Annotated in this window: 15 protein-coding genes; 8 read left to right on the top strand and 7 right to left on the bottom strand. The window is 63.6% G+C overall.

Annotation, left to right across the window (positions count from 1 at the left end):
* Positions 1–76: 76 nt before the first annotated feature.
* Complete coding sequence (locus tag LJY25_RS13070) at positions 77–2,548, top strand: RCC1 domain-containing protein (RefSeq protein ID WP_227608793.1); 2,472 nt, start codon at positions 77–79, stop codon at positions 2,546–2,548.
* Between the two features lie 296 nt (positions 2,549–2,844).
* Positions 2,845–5,247: an RCC1 domain-containing protein gene (locus tag LJY25_RS13065; RefSeq protein ID WP_227608792.1), complete on the top strand. Its 2,403-nt coding sequence runs from the start codon at positions 2,845–2,847 to the stop codon at positions 5,245–5,247.
* 253 nt (positions 5,248–5,500) lie between these two features.
* Here LJY25_RS13065 and LJY25_RS13060 read toward each other — a convergent pair whose 3' ends face one another.
* The gene (locus tag LJY25_RS13060) at positions 5,501–7,165 is read right to left on the bottom strand and encodes an FAD-binding dehydrogenase (protein ID WP_227608791.1); all 1,665 of its coding nucleotides are present in this window, start codon (positions 7,163–7,165) and stop codon (positions 5,501–5,503) included.
* A 357-nt stretch (positions 7,166–7,522) separates the two neighbouring features.
* Here LJY25_RS13060 and LJY25_RS13055 point away from each other — a divergent pair, with 357 nt between their 5' ends.
* Positions 7,523–7,768: a hypothetical protein gene (locus LJY25_RS13055; protein ID WP_227608790.1), complete on the top strand. Its 246-nt coding sequence runs from the start codon at positions 7,523–7,525 to the stop codon at positions 7,766–7,768.
* A 98-nt stretch (positions 7,769–7,866) separates the two neighbouring features.
* Here the strand turns inward: LJY25_RS13055 and LJY25_RS13050 are convergent, their stop codons facing one another.
* Positions 7,867–8,607, bottom strand: coding sequence for a DUF2846 domain-containing protein (locus LJY25_RS13050; protein WP_227608789.1), 741 nt, complete (start codon positions 8,605–8,607; stop codon positions 7,867–7,869).
* A gap of 271 nt (positions 8,608–8,878) precedes the next feature.
* Here LJY25_RS13050 and LJY25_RS13045 point away from each other — a divergent pair, with 271 nt between their 5' ends.
* The 3 genes from LJY25_RS13045 to LJY25_RS13035 all read left to right on the top strand — a co-directional run bounded on the left by LJY25_RS13045 (position 8,879) and on the right by LJY25_RS13035 (position 10,318).
* Positions 8,879–9,421 carry a DUF1697 domain-containing protein gene (locus LJY25_RS13045; protein ID WP_227608788.1) on the top strand — a complete coding sequence of 181 codons (543 nt, stop codon included), beginning with the start codon at positions 8,879–8,881 and terminating at the stop codon, positions 9,419–9,421.
* A gap of 106 nt (positions 9,422–9,527) precedes the next feature.
* Positions 9,528–9,926 (top strand): hypothetical protein, encoded by a 399-nt coding sequence (locus LJY25_RS13040; protein ID WP_227608787.1) that lies wholly within the window; start codon positions 9,528–9,530, stop codon positions 9,924–9,926.
* A 146-nt stretch (positions 9,927–10,072) separates the two neighbouring features.
* The gene (locus LJY25_RS13035; RefSeq protein ID WP_227608786.1) at positions 10,073–10,318 is read left to right on the top strand and encodes a hypothetical protein; all 246 of its coding nucleotides are present in this window, start codon (positions 10,073–10,075) and stop codon (positions 10,316–10,318) included.
* Positions 10,319–10,536: 218 nt separating this feature from the next.
* On the opposite strand, the gene LJY25_RS13030 is transcribed toward LJY25_RS13035, so the two are convergent.
* Genes LJY25_RS13030 through LJY25_RS13020 form a run of 3 tightly spaced genes read right to left on the bottom strand, consistent with a single transcriptional unit; the run spans position 10,537 to position 11,374 of the window.
* On the bottom strand, positions 10,537–10,908 hold the full coding sequence (locus tag LJY25_RS13030) for a hypothetical protein (protein ID WP_227608785.1): 372 nt from the start codon (positions 10,906–10,908) through the stop codon (positions 10,537–10,539).
* Positions 10,893–11,141: a beta-1,3-glucanase family protein gene (locus tag LJY25_RS21450; RefSeq protein WP_227608901.1), complete on the bottom strand. Its 249-nt coding sequence runs from the start codon at positions 11,139–11,141 to the stop codon at positions 10,893–10,895. Before LJY25_RS21450 ends, LJY25_RS13030 begins: the two co-directional genes overlap by 16 nt.
* A 38-nt stretch (positions 11,142–11,179) precedes the next feature.
* Entirely contained in the window at positions 11,180–11,374 is a 195-nt protein-coding gene (locus tag LJY25_RS13020; protein WP_227608784.1) for a hypothetical protein, read from the bottom strand.
* A 308-nt stretch (positions 11,375–11,682) separates the two neighbouring features.
* Here LJY25_RS13020 and LJY25_RS13015 point away from each other — a divergent pair, with 308 nt between their 5' ends.
* Complete coding sequence (locus LJY25_RS13015) at positions 11,683–12,357, top strand: porin family protein (RefSeq protein ID WP_227608783.1); 675 nt, start codon at positions 11,683–11,685, stop codon at positions 12,355–12,357.
* A 10-nt stretch (positions 12,358–12,367) separates the two neighbouring features.
* Here LJY25_RS13015 and rlmF read toward each other — a convergent pair whose 3' ends face one another.
* Together rlmF and LJY25_RS13005 are read right to left on the bottom strand one after the other, a co-directional pair.
* On the bottom strand, positions 12,368–13,351 hold the full coding sequence (gene rlmF, locus LJY25_RS13010; protein WP_227608782.1) for a 23S rRNA (adenine(1618)-N(6))-methyltransferase RlmF: 984 nt from the start codon (positions 13,349–13,351) through the stop codon (positions 12,368–12,370).
* A gap of 159 nt (positions 13,352–13,510) precedes the next feature.
* Positions 13,511–13,972, bottom strand: coding sequence for a cold-shock protein (locus LJY25_RS13005; protein ID WP_227608781.1), 462 nt, complete (start codon positions 13,970–13,972; stop codon positions 13,511–13,513).
* A gap of 422 nt (positions 13,973–14,394) precedes the next feature.
* Between LJY25_RS13005 and LJY25_RS13000 the strand changes: the two genes are divergently transcribed.
* The gene (locus tag LJY25_RS13000) at positions 14,395–15,483 is read left to right on the top strand and encodes a pectate lyase family protein (protein WP_227608780.1); all 1,089 of its coding nucleotides are present in this window, start codon (positions 14,395–14,397) and stop codon (positions 15,481–15,483) included.
* Positions 15,484–15,554: the final 71 nt, after the last annotated feature.

Genomic DNA, 15,554 nt, shown 5'->3' with positions numbered 1-15,554 from the left:
GGGCTCATGGCCGGGGATAACTTTGTTATATAACATCCTTTTCCCGGAATACTTCATTTTTTCAAACGTCGAGCCTATGCCTCACCCGTACTCACTTTCCCGGCTACGCCTGCCCGCTGCAGGCGCCGGCTTCCCCTCCCGCCTGCTGGTGCTGCTGTCCCTGCTGCTGGGTTTCGGCCCCGCCCGGGCCCAGCAGATAGCAGGCGGCGCCAACCACACGGCATCCATTCACCCGGACGGCACGCTCTGGGCCTGGGGTAACAACACCTCTGGCCAAATAGGTGACGGCACTACGACCATGCGCATGGCCCCCGCGCAGGCCGGAACGGCCAGAAACTGGCAGAGCGTGGCCGCCGGGGGGAGCCACACGATGGCCATCCGGACCGACGGCACCCTCTGGGCCTGGGGCGGCAACTTTCAAAACCAGCTCGGCGACGGCACCACCACTGACCGCGCAGCTCCCGGGCAGGTAGGGACGGCTACCAACTGGCGCAGCGTGGCGGCTGGCATCAACCACACCGTGGCCATCCGCGCCGATGGTACGCTCTGGGCCTGGGGCCGCAACAACGAAGGCCAGCTGGGCGATGGTACCACGACCATGCGAAGCACCCCCGTTCAAATCGGGACGGCCACCAACTGGCAAAGCGTCGGCGCCGGCAGCTTCCACACGGTAGCCATCCGGACCGATGGTACGCTGTGGGCCTGGGGCCGCAATACGGCCGGTCAGCTCGGTGATGGCACCAATACCAACCGTCTGTTTCCGGTGCAGGCCGGTACAGCTACCACCTGGCGCAGCGTAGCTACCGGACTCGGCGACCATACCTTCGCCATTCGCACGGATGGCACGCTCTGGGCCGCTGGCAGCAACTTCTTTGGACAGCTGGGCGATGGCACGACTACCTTCCGCAACACCTTCGCCCAAGTTGGCACGGCTACTACCTGGCGCAGCGTAGCCATCGGCGGCACCCACACGGTGGCCCTGCGCACCGATGGTACGCTGTGGACCTGGGGTGGCAACGTTTCCGGTCAGCTCGGCGACGGAACCACGACCAATCGCACCAGCCCCGCACAGGTGGGTACGCTCACGACCTGGCAAAGCATTGCGGCCGGGGCTAACCATACGCTGGCCCTGCGCACCGACGGCGCATTATGGGCCTGGGGCACTAATACCCTCGGGCAGATCGGCATTCCCACGGTGCCTACAGATATCCGTCCCGTTCCCGAGCAGGTCGGTACCGCCACCAACTGGCAGCGGGTTTCGGCTGGCAATTTTCATACGATGGCCATCCGGACCGACGGCAGCCTCTGGTCGTGGGGAAGTAATTTCAACGGCCAGCTCGGCGACGGTGCAACCTCCAACCGCAACGCCCCGGGTCCGGTGGCGGGCTCTACAGCGTGGCGGATGGTGTCCACGTTTGCCAATCACACCATGGCTATCCGGGCCGATGGGACCCTGTGGGGATGGGGGTTAAACAACATCGGTCAGCTGGGCGACGGCACCACCATCCAGCGGACGACCCCGGTGCAGATCGGCACGGCCAGCAACTGGCAGAGTGTTGCTACCGGCCTAAACCATACCGTAGCGGTCCGCACCGACGGGACCCTGTGGTCGTGGGGAGCCAGCGGGGGTGGCGTGCTCGGTGATGGTACCGGTACCAACCGCAGTACCCCGGCCCAGGTGGGAACGGCCACCAACTGGCGCACTGTAGCGGCCGGCATCAATCACAACGTCGCTCTCCGCACCGATGGCACCCTGTGGGCCTGGGGACAAAATGGCAACGGCCAGCTCGGCGACGGCACCGGCCTGCAGCAGCTTACCCCGGTACAGATCGGTACGGCTACCAACTGGCAGAGCATCGCCGTCGGCACCGGGCACACCCTGGCGCTCCGCACCGACGGTACGGCGTGGGGCTGGGGGTACAATTTTGATGGCCACGTCGGCGACGGCACCGGCGTGCAGCAGCTTGCCCCGGTACAGATCGGCACGGCCACTAACTGGCAGAGCATCTCGGCCAGCCAGTCGCACTCCGCCGGCATCCGGGCCGATGGCACGCTGTGGACCTGGGGGCAGAATCAGAACGGCCAGCTCGGCGACGGCACCACGACCAGGCGACTCGCTCCCGTGCAGGTGGGTGTCGGTATGAACTGGCAGAGTGTATCGGCTGGAATCTTCTTCACCATGGCCATCCGCACCGATGGCACGCTCTGGGCCTGGGGCAACAACAACCAGGGCCAGCTGGGCCTGGGTTTCTCGTCGACTGTCACCACGCCCCTATTCGTGCAGAACGGGGGCATCACGCTGGCCAGCCGTAGCTCCAGCGCCGGTCAGCCGTCGCTGCAGGCTTTCCCCAACCCGGCCCATGACTACGTGGAACTGGTCGGGGTAGAAGCTGCCGCCACCGTGCGCGTGCTCGACGCGCTGGGCCGGCCGGTGCGCACCGGTAAGGGCCCAAAGGTGTCGGTGCGCGGCCTTGCCCCCGGGGTGTACCTGCTGCAGGTTGCCCTGTCCGGCCAGACTCCGCGCACCACCCGCCTGCTCGTCGAGTAGCCAGACCGAGCTTTTGCAGGAGCTGCTTCGCCGCATGGCGGGGCGGCTTCTGCTCCTGCGCACAGGCCTGGGGCGAGGCTAATCCGCAGATCTGCAACAGCCTAGCCGGCTCCACGCAAAACACGACATAGGAGCGTGAGTTGTCCCTGATTTCCGGTAGTGCTATTCAAAATCAAGAGCAAATCCAGACCGGATTGCTTTATGAATATTTCACTTTTCACTTTTTGCCTATGCTTCACACGTATTCATTTTCATGGCCTCGCCTGTTCAAAGCAAGTGCGGCCCTTTCGCACCGCTTGCTGCTTCTTATAGTCCTGTTGCTTGGCATGGGCCCGGCCCAGGCGCAGCGGATCGCTGCCGGCGGTGCTCACACGGCTTCTATTCACCCGGACGGCACCCTTTGGGCCTGGGGCAGTAACTTTTATGGTCAGGTCGGCGACGGCTCCACGACGATGCGCACGGCCCCCGCGCAGGCCGGTGCGGCCCGAAACTGGCAGAGTGTGGCTACCGGAGTCATTCACACGGTCGCACTACGCGTCGACGGCACCCTGTGGGCCTGGGGCTTTAATGGTTGGGGCCAGCTCGGTGACGGCACCACGACCAGCCGGCCAGCTCCCGTTCAAGTGGGAACCGCTCTCTGGCGCAGCATAGCGACCGGTCAGAACCATACCGTGGCCATTCGTGCCGACGGTACGCTCTGGGCCTGGGGCCGCAATAACACCGGCCAGCTCGGCGACGGCACCACTACTGACCGCATTACCCCGACCCAGATCGGCACGGCCACTAACTGGCAAAGCGTAGCCGCCGGCCCTAACCATACGACGGCTATCCGCACGGATGGTACCCTCTGGACTTGGGGCGATAACTTCCAGGGCCAGCTTGGCGACGGTACCAATGCCGGTAAGCTTATCCCGACGCAGGTTGGCACGGCTACCGACTGGCGTAGCCTGGCAACCGGACTCGGAAACCACACCGCCGCCATTCGTGCAGACGGCACGCTTTGGGCCACGGGCAATAATTCCTTCGGCCAGCTTGGTAACAGCACCACCACGAACCGCAACACCTTTGCACAGGTTGGGACAGCTGCCAACTGGCGCAGCGTAGCCGTCGGTGGCACCCACACCGCAGCCATCCGTACGGATGGCACGCTGTGGGCCTGGGGTGGCAACGCCCAGGGCCAGCTCGGTGATGGCACCAATATCAACCGCACCAACCCTGCGCAAGTGGGCACGCAGACGAGCTGGCAAAGTGTTGCCGCCGGGTCCAGCCACACGGTAGCGCTGCGCACCGACGGAGCATTATGGGCCTGGGGCAGCAACAGCCAGGGGCAGCTCGGAATCACGACGGTACCCAACGATATACGGGCCCTTCCCGAGCAGGTAGGTACGGCCACCAACTGGCAGCGGGCTTCGGGAGGCGCTAACCATGCGCTGGCAACCCGGACTGACGGCACCCTGTGGTCGTGGGGACAAAATAGCAACGGCCAGCTCGGCGACGGTACCACCACCAACCGCAACACCCCGGGAGCAGTTGCTGCTTCGCCAGGGTGGCAAATGGTGTCAACGTTTGCTAATCATACGATGGCCATCAGACCTGATGGCACTCTGTGGGGTTGGGGACAAAATATCAATGGCCAACTTGGCGACGGCACCACCACCAATCGCTCAACTCCGGTGCAGATCGGCACGGCCAGCAACTGGCAAAGCGTATCTGCCGGCCTCAACCATACCCTGGCGGTCCGCACCGACGGGACCCTGTGGTCGTGGGGCAACAACGGGAACGGGGTGCTCGGTGATGGTACCGTTACCAATCGTAGTATCCCGGCCCAGGTAGGAACGGCCTCCAACTGGCGCACCGTCGCGGCCGGCCTGAATCATAGCGTTGCCCTTCGCACCGACGGCACCCTGTGGGCCTGGGGAACTAATAACAACGGCCAGCTCGGCGATGGTACTACCATCCGGCAGAACACTCCGGTACAGATCGGTACGGCTACCAACTGGCAGAGCATCGCTGTCGGCACCGGGCACACCCTGGCGCTCCGCACCGACGGTACCGCATGGGGCTGGGGGTATAACTTTGAAGGCCACGTCGGTGATGGAACTGGCCTCCAGCAGAACGCGCCGGTGCAGATCGGTTCAGCCACGAACTGGCGCAGCATCTCGGCCAGCCAGTCGCACTCCGCCGGCATCCGGGCCGATGGCACGCTGTGGACCTGGGGCAGCAACGGCAGTGGGCAGTTGGGCGACGGCACCACGACAAACCGGCTCGTCCCCATTCAGGTGGGTACAGCTACCAACTGGCAGAGCGTATCGGCCGGGATCTTCTTTACCATGGCCATCCGCACCGATGGCACGCTCTGGGCCTGGGGCATTAACAGCTTCGGTCAGATCGGTAACGGCCTCTCCTCTGTGGTCACCATGCCGCTATTCGTGCAGAACGGAGGCATCACGCTGGCCAGCCGTCGCTCCAGCGCCGGTCAGCCGGCCCTGCAGGCCTTCCCCAACCCGGCCCACGACTACGTGGAACTGGTCGGGGTAGAAGCTGCCGCCACCGTGCGCGTGCTCGACGCGCTGGGCCGGCCGGTGCGCACCGGTAAGGGCCCGAAGGTGTCGGTGCGCAGCCTTGCCCCCGGGGTGTACCTGCTGCAGGCTGACCTCGCCGGCCAGACTCCGCGCACCACCCGCCTGCTCGTCGAGTAAATTCGCGGGCCGATCCTTGGCTTTCGTTCAAGAGCCGTCCTGCCATCCGGCGGGGCGGCTCTTGCTTTTGGCGCGTGGGCCTCATCGGCTAATTCTCTTCGGCCAGACTACCTCCGCAGTCAGATGAAGCAAACCAAAAGCGTCGCCTACGTCATTCACTAGCTTACTCCATACAGCCAGGGCCCGATCGGCTTTTTATGCCTGAAGCTGCCGCGCCCAAAGCCCGGGAGTTTCCCGGCGTTGCCCGGCCCGCTTACCGGTTTCCCAGCGCCTCGGCCACGGCCCGGCCGGCAATGCGGCCGGAGTAGAGGCAGCCACCCAGGAAGGTGCCTTCCAGGGCCCGGTAGCCGTGCATGCCACCCCCGCCGAACCCGGCCACTTCGCCCGCCGCGTACAGCCCCGGCACCGGCTGCCCGTCGGCGCCCAGCACCCGGGCCGACAGGTCGGTTTCCAGTCCGCCGAGGCTTTTGCGGGTGATGACGTGCAGGCGCACGGCAATGAGCGGGCCCTTGGTGGGGTCGAGCAGCTTGTGGGGCGGGGCCGTGCGGATCAGCTTGTCGCCGAGGTAGTGCCGGGCCCCGCGGATGGCCGTTATCTGGGCGTCTTTGCTGAAGGCATTGTCGAGCTGGGCGTCCCGGCCCCGGATTTCCTTTTCCACCTGCGCCGGGTCGAGCAGGTTTTCCCCGGTCAGCTCGTTCATACCCTGCACCAGCTCGGCCAGCGTGTCGCGCACGATAAAGTCGACGCCGTGGGTTTTAAACGCCTCTACCGGAGCCGGCGCGCCCTTGCCCACGGCCCGACCCAGGGTCTGCCGCCAGCTTTTGTTGGTCAGGTCCGGGTTCTGCTCGGAGCCGGACAGGGCAAACTCCTTGCGGATGATCTTCTGGGTGAGGATAAACCAGCTGTAGTCGTGGCCGGTCTGCCGCAGGTGCGCCAGCGTGCCCAGCGTGTCGAAGCCCGGGAACAGGGGCGCGGGCAGGCGGCGGCCCCGGGCATCGAGCCACAAGGACGACGGCCCCGGCAGGATGCGGATGCCGTGCCGGGCCCAGACCGGGCTCCAGTTGATGACGCCCTCGGTGTAGTGCCACATCCGGTCCTGGTTGATCAGGCGGCCCCCGGCCTTTTCGCTGATGCCCAGCATCAGCCCGTCGACGTGCTCGGGTACGCCGGAAAGCATGTGGGCCGGCGGGGTGCCAAGGGAGGTTGGCCAGTTGCGGCGCACCAGGTCGTGGTTGGCGCCCAGCCCGCCGGCCGTCACAATGACGGCCGGGGCCCGGAACGCAAAAGCGCCCACCGCCTGCCGGGAGCTTTTCTCGCCCCGGGGCGCCGCGCTCGGCTCCAGCACCTCTCCGCGGACGCCCACTACGGCCCCGCCTTCCACCGTCAGCTCGGTCACGCGGTGGCGAAACTTCAGGGTAATCAGGCCTTTCTTTACTGCCTCCCGCACCCGGAACTCAAACGGCGCTACCACGCCGGTACCGGTGCCCCAGGTCACGTGGAAGCGGGGCACCGAGTTGCCGGGCCCTATGGACCCGTACCCGCCCCGCTCGGCCCAGCCTACCACCGGGAAAAACTTCATTCCGGCCTGCAGGAGCCAGCTGCGCTTTTCGCCCGCCGACCACCCCACGTAGGACTCGGCCCAGCGCCGGGGCCAGGCATCCTCCGCCCGGTCGAAGCCGGCATTGCCCAGCCAGTCCTGCAACGCCAGCTCATAGGAGTCCCGGATGCCCAGGCGGCGCTGCTCGGGCGAGTCGACCAGGAACAGCCCGCCAAACGACCAGAATGCCTGCCCGCCCATGTTCTGCTCGGACTCCTGGTCGAGCAGCAGCACGGTTTTGCCGGCTGCTGCCAGCTCGGAAGCTGCTACCAAGCCCGCCAGGCCCGCGCCAATTACGAGTACGTCTGCTTCGGTTTGCATAAGAGGGGAGGGCTGCCCGCCGGCTTCAGGCGGGGGTAGGGAGAATCGTTTTCGGGCCCGGCTAAGGTATCAACTCTGCCGAATCTGAACGGGTCCTGAAAAAGTCTCCGCCGCCGGAATACGCCGCGCGCGGGTGGTGGCGTTGACAGTCATTCGACTTCCTAAGAAACGTCATGCTGAGCGAAGCCGAAGCATCTCTACCGCTTCGTTGAATTGGTAATTCTAACATCAGCACGCGAGATGCTTCGCCGAGCTCAGCATGACCGCCTAATTAAACAATACCGCCTGTTGCGAATAGCAAAGTGGAGGAATACTTTACCGACCCAACCTGAGCCAACCCATCCAACCTGAATACCTATGCGCAACGCTACGAAATGGTACCTGCTGCTGGCCCTGCTTACGGCGGGCCTGGGCTGGTACGGCTGGTTTTACTTTGGCAGCATCCGGTGCGAGCCCTGCCTGCCCGGCAGCCCCTGCCCGCCCTGCCCGTCTACCTTCGCCATGGCCGCGGCCGGAATGGCGCTGGGCCTGGAAGCGGCTCTGCTGGCCGGTTGGCTTACCCAAAGCTGGCGGAAGCGGCGTGGAGAGCTGCTGCTTCAGTAGATACGAATAGCGGCCGGGGCAGTGATCTGAAAGCGGGCATAAGCAAGCGCAAGGTTACCGGAGGCTAAGAAGGGCATTCGCTGAACCGTGCTCGGCACTTAAATGCCGCCCCCGGTCCAGGGGATGGTGCTCGTCTGCTGCCGGCCCTCGGTGTTTTTCATCTTGGTGAGTACCGGCCGGTCGTCGCGGCCGGGCTGGGCGTCGCAGCGCACGAAATATTCCTGGCCCGGCTCCATTGTCAGCGTCAGCGGCTCGGCGGTGGGGGAGTCGGGGCGGATGGTGTAGGTGCCGGCCCGATTGATCTTGAGTACCCGCATCGTGTGGCGGTTGGCCCGGTACAGCACGCGCTTATCAACCAGCACGTCGTAGGCTTTCAGGTTTTCGGGGCTGGCGGGGCAGTAAAGGTAAAGCAAAGCGTAGGGCGTGCCGGCCAGCAGGTAGGAAGCCTGGCGGGCGTCTTTTTCCCGGGCCACTGCGGTAGCCAGAGCGGGCAGGTCGGCAGCCGAAAGCAGGTCAGCCTCGATGCGGAAGCAGGTGCTGTGCTCGTCGGGTGGGGTGAGGCGGGTAAGCTTGACCAGGTTGCCGCCCAGCTGCCGGGCGCGGGCGGTGGCAATTTCCAGAACCTTGTCGAAGCTGCAGCCGGCCGAGAAGCCGGTGTCGCCGATGCTGATGCTGCCCAGCAGGAGCGTGCCTTTGGGCGCGGGTGTGTTTTCGTCGAGAATTACCACGTGCGCGTCAGCCGGCAGGGCCGGGCGGGACACGTCGTTAAGCACGGTGCGGACCCGGGGCGAGCAGCCGGCCAGAATCAGCAGGACGAGCAGCACAAGGCAGTAGCGCATAATACCAGCAAAATAAGCAGCCGGCTTGCCGCCAGCTATAATAGGTCTTAATTGGCCTCTAAGTTACGGTCGGTCCGTTAGTGTAAAACCTTCGGACGCCCACCTTCGGGTCAGCATGCCTATTTTCGGCCGCCTGCCTTTCCTGCCGCAGTCCCGACGAGGCCGTAGAAAAAGCCCTGGGCCAGCGCGCTAATTTCGATTAGGTGTTGAGTGCTGATTGTTATTAGATGTTAATCAGCACACCGCAGTCAGACTTTAACAATCAACAACCATGACCACCTACATTGCCCTGCTTCGCGGAATCAACGTGGGCGGCCACCGCGTGAAGATGGAGGAGCTGCGCCGCCTGTTCGCGGAGCTGGGCCTGGCCAACGTGCGCACCTACATCCAGACCGGCAACGTGTTCTTCGCTTCTGACGAGCCGGACCGCGCCGCCCTCACCGCCCGCATCGAGCAGCACCTGGCACAGGCCCTGGGCTACGCCGTGCCCACGTTTCTGCGCACACCCGACGAGTTGGAAGAGCTGCTGACCCTCAATGCCTTCGGCCACCTTGCCGTTACGGACAACATGCGCCTGTGTCTGATGCTGCTCAAAGAGCCGGCTCCCACCGGGCTGAGTCTGCCCCTGCTTTCGCCGAAGGGCGACATGGAAATCATCCACCTCACCGGTCACGAGGCCTTTGTGGTCTGGCACCTGCTCGACGGGCGGGCGCCGGCCGGCACCACCTTTCTCGACAAGCTGCTGGGCCGGCAGACGACCACGCGCTTTCTGCACACCACGGCGAAAATCCTGGAAGCCGCCCGGCAGGGGTAAGAGTCGTCCGCGGAAACCTTCGGGGCCTTGCCTGCGAATACCCCGCTTGGCACTGTGCCGCCGTCCGGCCCCGCCGGCTTTTCGATTTCTCTTATTCCGCACTCGTATGGGCAAGCACAAAAAGAAGCATTCGAAGAAAGAAGAGCTGGAAGACGACCTGCTCGACGCCGCCGTCGTCACGATTCGCAAGTTCCGGCAGATCAGCAAGGAAATCAGTAAGCTCAGCGCCGGCCAGAAGCTGTTCGGGGGCCTGGGGCTGCTGGCCGCAGGCTACCTGTACCTGACCAAGTTTCAGGACGCGGATGGGGGCAAGTCCGCCTTCCAGATGCCCAACCTGAGTTTGCCCAAGCTGCTCGAAGCCAAAAACGAGAAAGAGCCGGAAGAAGCGGAAGCCGAGGAAGCCGCCCCGGCAGCTCCCGCCCGCAAAAGCCGGAAAAGCCCGAAGTCGGGCAAGTCGCACGGCAGTGCCGGCAAGCGCCCCGCCGCCAGCCCCGACGACATTTAGCTCCCGAACCGTAAGGTGACTGTTCGCGCCCGGTTCAATGTTAAGGATTGCTTCTGCGGCAACCTTGCGGGGGGCGGCTGCGAATACCTGCTTCCACCCTTTCCCACAACCGAACCGACCAAGCTCTTCCACTATTCGCAGAAGTCATGAAAAAGACCAAGAAAACCAAAGCCGGTAAGAAGTCCCTGCTCGGCGGGGCAACCAAAAAGATCAAGAAGCTGGGCAAAGGCAAGCTGACCACCACCCAGAAAGTGGTTGGCGGAGCCGCCCTGGTCGCCCTGGGGTTGAGCTACCTGGCGAAGCGCCGTAAGGGCGGCGCCGGTGCGGATACGGCCTCGGATGCCTCGGCCGCCGAGGAAAACCTGGCTGGCATGGGCGGCAACGGCCAGTAGCCTGTTGCCAGCTAGTAGCTGCAAATCAAAAAACGGCTGAAGCCCCCGGGAGCTTCAGCCGTTTTTTGATTTTTGGGGTTGGAATTAACCCTGCTTCAGCGGCTATTTAAGAAAGCGCCGGGTAACCGTTTCCTGACCCGGGGTTACAACTACGAGCGTGTACACGCCGGCCGGTACTCAATGGTATAAGCGCCCAAAGTAGGAAAGCTGATGTTGTTTCAGACGAGGTAGTCGCCGACATCTACATAGCCCATGTTCTGGCCGCCGCCCGCGTCGGAGCAGGCCTCCACCGTCATGCCGCTGTTCACGTTGGCTGCCTCAGCCTGCAGGGTCAAGCTGAAGGTGGAGGCAGTGGCAGTACGCACCCGCAGTGAGGTGGCCTTGTCGTTCCAGTTGCCGGTGCCCAGCGGGTTGCTGACCAGGCAGCCGTTGCCGGCGGAGCCGATGGTAAGGATGCCGCCCGTAAGATTGTCGTTCTCATTTAGTACCACCTGATAGCCGCTGTTGCCGCGTAGAGAGGAAATGTCGTCGTTGAGAATGCCCCGGCTTTGCAGGGCGGCCAGGTTGTAGTCGCCTACGGGCAGGGCCACGGCGGTGCCGTGTAGTTGCAGTCCTTGTACATGGTGGCAACGCCCGTAGCCGGCGGCGCGGAGCCGGCATAGCCCCCGAAAGTAGCTATTACCTTCGTCGGCTGGGCTGTGTGCAGAGTGGCCGACTGATCGGCCACGTCGTCGTAGGCAAATCCGTAGCTGAGCTGGTCGATGCTGATGCCGGGCAGGTGCCAGAGCCGGGCGTAGTAGTTGGCCGGGGCCCGGCGAAAGATGCCGGGGCGGGGCTGCAGGAGAGCGGAGTAAGAGTGGTTTACAGAATGTGGTTGGCCCGGGCCAGGCGGAGCAAAGGCACCAGCGGCAGCCGGTGCGGAGCTGCCAGGTGACGGTTCCGGTCGGTGCCGGCAAACTCAAACTTGTTTTTCGACAGATTCGTGAGCGGATGGTACCGGTCAATCAGCCGGAAGGTCACGTCCCGGCAGTAGTCGTACACCGACGAAACCGGCACCGTCTGGCCCCCGGCCGTAGTAGGGCCGATAACAGCCGCCCGGCGACAGGCAGGCGTGGCCTTCGGCCTGCAACTGCCCGGCCAGCATCGCCACCACCGACAGGAATACGCCCCAGCTCTTGGTGGACAGAAGGCGAAACTGGTGCAGCGGCTTTTACCGGCCGCGGACCCGGGCCCCTGCGAAAAAGCCGGCTGAAAAAGCACCCGCGGATTTATCGGCGGACGCTATGCAACTTCTGCCCGCTGGCCGGCCTCCCTACCGCAGTGCCCTGTCAGGCCAATTTTCACCCTGCCTGTTTATCTGACCCATGAAACTACTTCACCTGGCACTGCCGGTAGCCATTACGCTTCTGCTAACCACTGCCGCCCACGCCCAGTTCGGCGTTACAGCCGGGGTAACGACTGCCACCATCACCGACAAGTCCGGCCGCACCGACCGCACCGCCGCTGCCACGGAGCATCTGGGCTACCAGCTTGGCGTATTCTACGAGCATAAGCTGAATACCCGGTTTTCCCTGCGGCCCGGTTTGCAGTTCAGCCGCCAGAACACCGGCCTTAGCGTCGACGACCGCAGCGTAGCCGATGGCAGCTATAAGGCCGACTACCGCCTCCGGCGCTCCTACCTCGATCTGCCGGTGCTGGTTCAGGTCAATTTTGGCCGTTTTTACCTCGAAGCCGGACCCCAGGGCAGCCTGCTGCTGTTCGCCCATGAAAAAGGCAACGAGTCGGTGGGCTCCATCGTCGGGACCTACAACTCCGACTTTGAGCGCCCCGCCACTGACCGGTACGAGCGGTTCGACGTGGCTTTGTGCGCCGGACTGGGCGTAAAGCTGCCGGCCGGGTTCGGGCTGGGCCTGCGCGCTTCCACGGGGCTGCTGTACTTGCGCCAGGAGTTCGGTAGCTACGGTGGCGGGTACCACGGCAGCCTCCGGAATCAGGCAGTGCAGGCGTCGGTCAGCTACCAGCTTCAGCCCCGGAGCTAGCCGGATCCGACTACTTCGCCGGACTTTCCGGAGCCCAGCGCTTCTGCCGCCACTGCTCCCGCTGCTCGGCGTCGAGGTAGGTCCAGGCCACGATGCGGCTGGTTTTCTGGCCCTGGCTCATCGAGATGGTACGCACGTCCGCAGCCCCGCGCTTCTGCAGGGTTTTGTAGAGCCCGGGCAGGGTTTCCTTTTTGGAGATGAGCGTGGTAAACCACAGGCAGCTGCTGCGCTGCAGGGCGCTTTCCTCGGCCATTTTCCACGTAAAGGTGGCTTCTCCGCCGGGGTACCACAACTCGTTGGGCTGCCCACCGAAGTTAGACCCCGATTTCGGGCTGGCAGGAGTGCTCAGATTGATGTTTTTGCGGCGGTTGGCAGCTTCGGCCTCGGCCTGGGAGGCATGGAAAGGCGGGTTGCACATGGTCAGGTCAAATACCTCCGAGGCCTTTACCACCCCGCTGAAGATGTCGGCCGACGAGGGCTGCAGCCGGCACTCCACGGCCCCGGCCAGCCCCGGGTTGCTGACGATGATCTGCTTGGCCATCTTCACCGCCACCGGGTCCACGTCGGAGCCCACAAAGCGCCAGCCGTACTCCCGGTTGCCGATGATGGGGTAGATGCAGTTGGCGCCCACGCCCACGTCGAGCACCCGCACCCGCTTGCCGGTAGGTACCACGCCCCCGTTCACTTCCGCCAGCAAATCGGCCAGGTAATGGATGTAATCGGCGCGACCGGGAATGGGCGGGGCCAGGTAGCCGGCCGGGATGTCCCAGTGCTGAATGTGGTAGAACTGCCGCAGCAGGGCCTTGTTCAGGGCTTTCACCGCGTCCGGGTTGGCGAAGTCGATGCTCTGGTCGCCATGCGGATTCACGGCCACGAAGGGAGCCAGCTCCGGCGTGGCGCTTGTCAGCTGGGCGAAGTCGTAGCGGCCCCGGTGGCGGTTGCGGGGGTGCAGGGCTTCTTTCTCGGGGGCGGCGTCCTTGGTTGGCTCGGTCATCAGGCAGTGTGGTAAGCGCGGAAATCCAGGGCAATCGGGCCGCCGGTGCGCCTTCAAAGCTAACCAGAGTTAATCCGGCAGCAGCTTAAACGCAGCAGAGGCTGACGCCCGGGGAGCATCAGCCTCTTCACGACCGGGACTAGCCCGGGCCGGCAGTAGTTACGCTACTTCTATTTTCTTTACCGAAACGGCGTTGGGGCCTTTCTGGCCCATTTCCACCTCAAAGGTTACTTTGTCGTGCTCCTTGATGGGACCACTCAGGGAGTTGGCATGCACGAATACGCTTTCCTGGGTTTCCGAATCCTTGATGAAGCCGTAGCCCTTAGAGTCGTTAAAGAACGTGACGGTGCCCTTGCGGATCGGGTCTTCCTGCTCCCGGTCTTCCTGCTTGGGGACGCCGATGTGAATGTCCTCGGCGTTGATTTCCTTTTTCTTGCTGGGATCAGGCGGAGTAGTGGAGATGTTGCCGTTCTCATCGACGTAGGCCATCATCTCATCCAGGGTCTGGCCCTTCTTGGCATTGGCCTGGCGCTCTTCCTTGCGCTCCTCTTTTTCCTTCTTGTTCTTCTGTCGTTTTTTCTCGTTTTCCTTCTTGCCGAAAGATGCTTGGGACCTGGCCATGTTACGCGTGTTGGTGGGTGTTCGGCCTGCTGCCGGGCCCGACGCAGTCGGGCAGATACCAGTAGGGAACGGTGAATATAGTACTACAGATACGCAGGGGCTAAAGTTCAGGTCGGGCCGGGCAGCCACAATCCCCGCAACCGGCTGCCTGCGCCGCTGCTCCCCGACCCGGTCGAAACCGGGCCAGGGCCGAATATACCAAAGCTTCGGCAGCCAATTGATACGCCGCGGCCGGAAAACGCCGGGCGTCCGCAATTTTTCCGGGCCGAACCAAACCCGCTGGCATCGTTCCCGACAACGTTTGCGCAGTTAAACCCGGTCGCATCAGTAGTGAATTGCCTGCAAACCCCGGAACTTGTTGGCGGACCCCGGGCTTTGTGCCTGCGCCACCCACCTGATTTCCTCTGCTTTACCCTGTTGCCATGCCCGTTGAACTGCTGACTTCGAACTTTCTGCCCCGCGTAACATCCCGCCTCACCATGCTGGCCCTGCTGGGGAGCCTGCTGCTGAGCGCGGCCTGCACCAAGGAAACCCCGGAAGACTCTGCCGTCACGCCTCCTCCCACGCCCGACGCGGCCCTGATGGGCTACGCGTCGCTGAATGGCAGCACCGTTGGCGGCGCCGCGGGCAACACCGTAACCGCTACCACCCTGGCCGAGCTGACCAGCTACGCGCAAAGCTCCGAGCCGCTGGTGATTAAGATTGACCGGAAAATATCGGCGGGTACGGCCGGCGCTTCCGTTGCCGTGAAGTCCAACAAAACGCTGCTTGGCGTGGGGTCAGCAGGATTTCTGGAAGGCGTGGGGTTGAGCATCAACGGCCAGAAGAACGTCATCGTGCGCAACCTCAAGTTCACCATGTCCACCATCACGCCCACCGGCATCGACCCCGACAGCAACCTGCCCACCATCCGGCCCAATGCCGGGGACTGCCTCACGATTCAGGGCGCCAGCACCAACGTGTGGGTCGACCACTGTGAGTTTTTCAACATCGACCCCGCCGTGCAAACCAACAAGGACCTGTACGACGGCCTGCTCGATATCCGCGACCAGAGCGCCTTTATCACGGTATCCTGGAGCTACTTCCACGACCACCACAAGGCCAGCCTGGTCGGCTCGTCGGACACCGACAACTTTGACCGCAAAGTTACCTTCCACCACAACCACTACTTCAACATCGGGAGCCGGACGCCCCTGTTCCGGTTTGGCAGCGCCCATCTGTTCAACAACTACTACAACCGCGTAATCGGCCAGGCCATCGACAGCCGTTCGGGAGCCTGCCTGCGCATCGAGAAAAACTACTTCGAAGGCACCAAAAACCCGGTGATTTCGACCGACGGCACCGGCACCTGGGAGCTGATTGACAACAATTATACGAACTCCACCGGTACCCGCCCTACGGCCAGTACCTGCACTCCAACGCTGCCCTACACCTACACTTCGTTCCTGACGCCCGCTACCGTCGACGTGAAAAACGTGGTGCTGCAGGGAGCCGGTGTAGGCAAGCTTTAGCCGTTACTCTACAGCCTGAAAAAAGCCGGCTCCGTGTTAACGGGCCGGCTTTTTTGTGTTCTGCAGAACCG

The sequence above is a fragment of the Hymenobacter translucens genome, assembly GCF_020685205.1.
GTDB classification, from domain to species: Bacteria; Bacteroidota; Bacteroidia; order Cytophagales; family Hymenobacteraceae; genus Hymenobacter; species Hymenobacter translucens.
The sequence above is the reverse complement of the archived record's forward strand: the minus strand, read 5'-3'. Positions and strand labels throughout refer to the sequence as shown.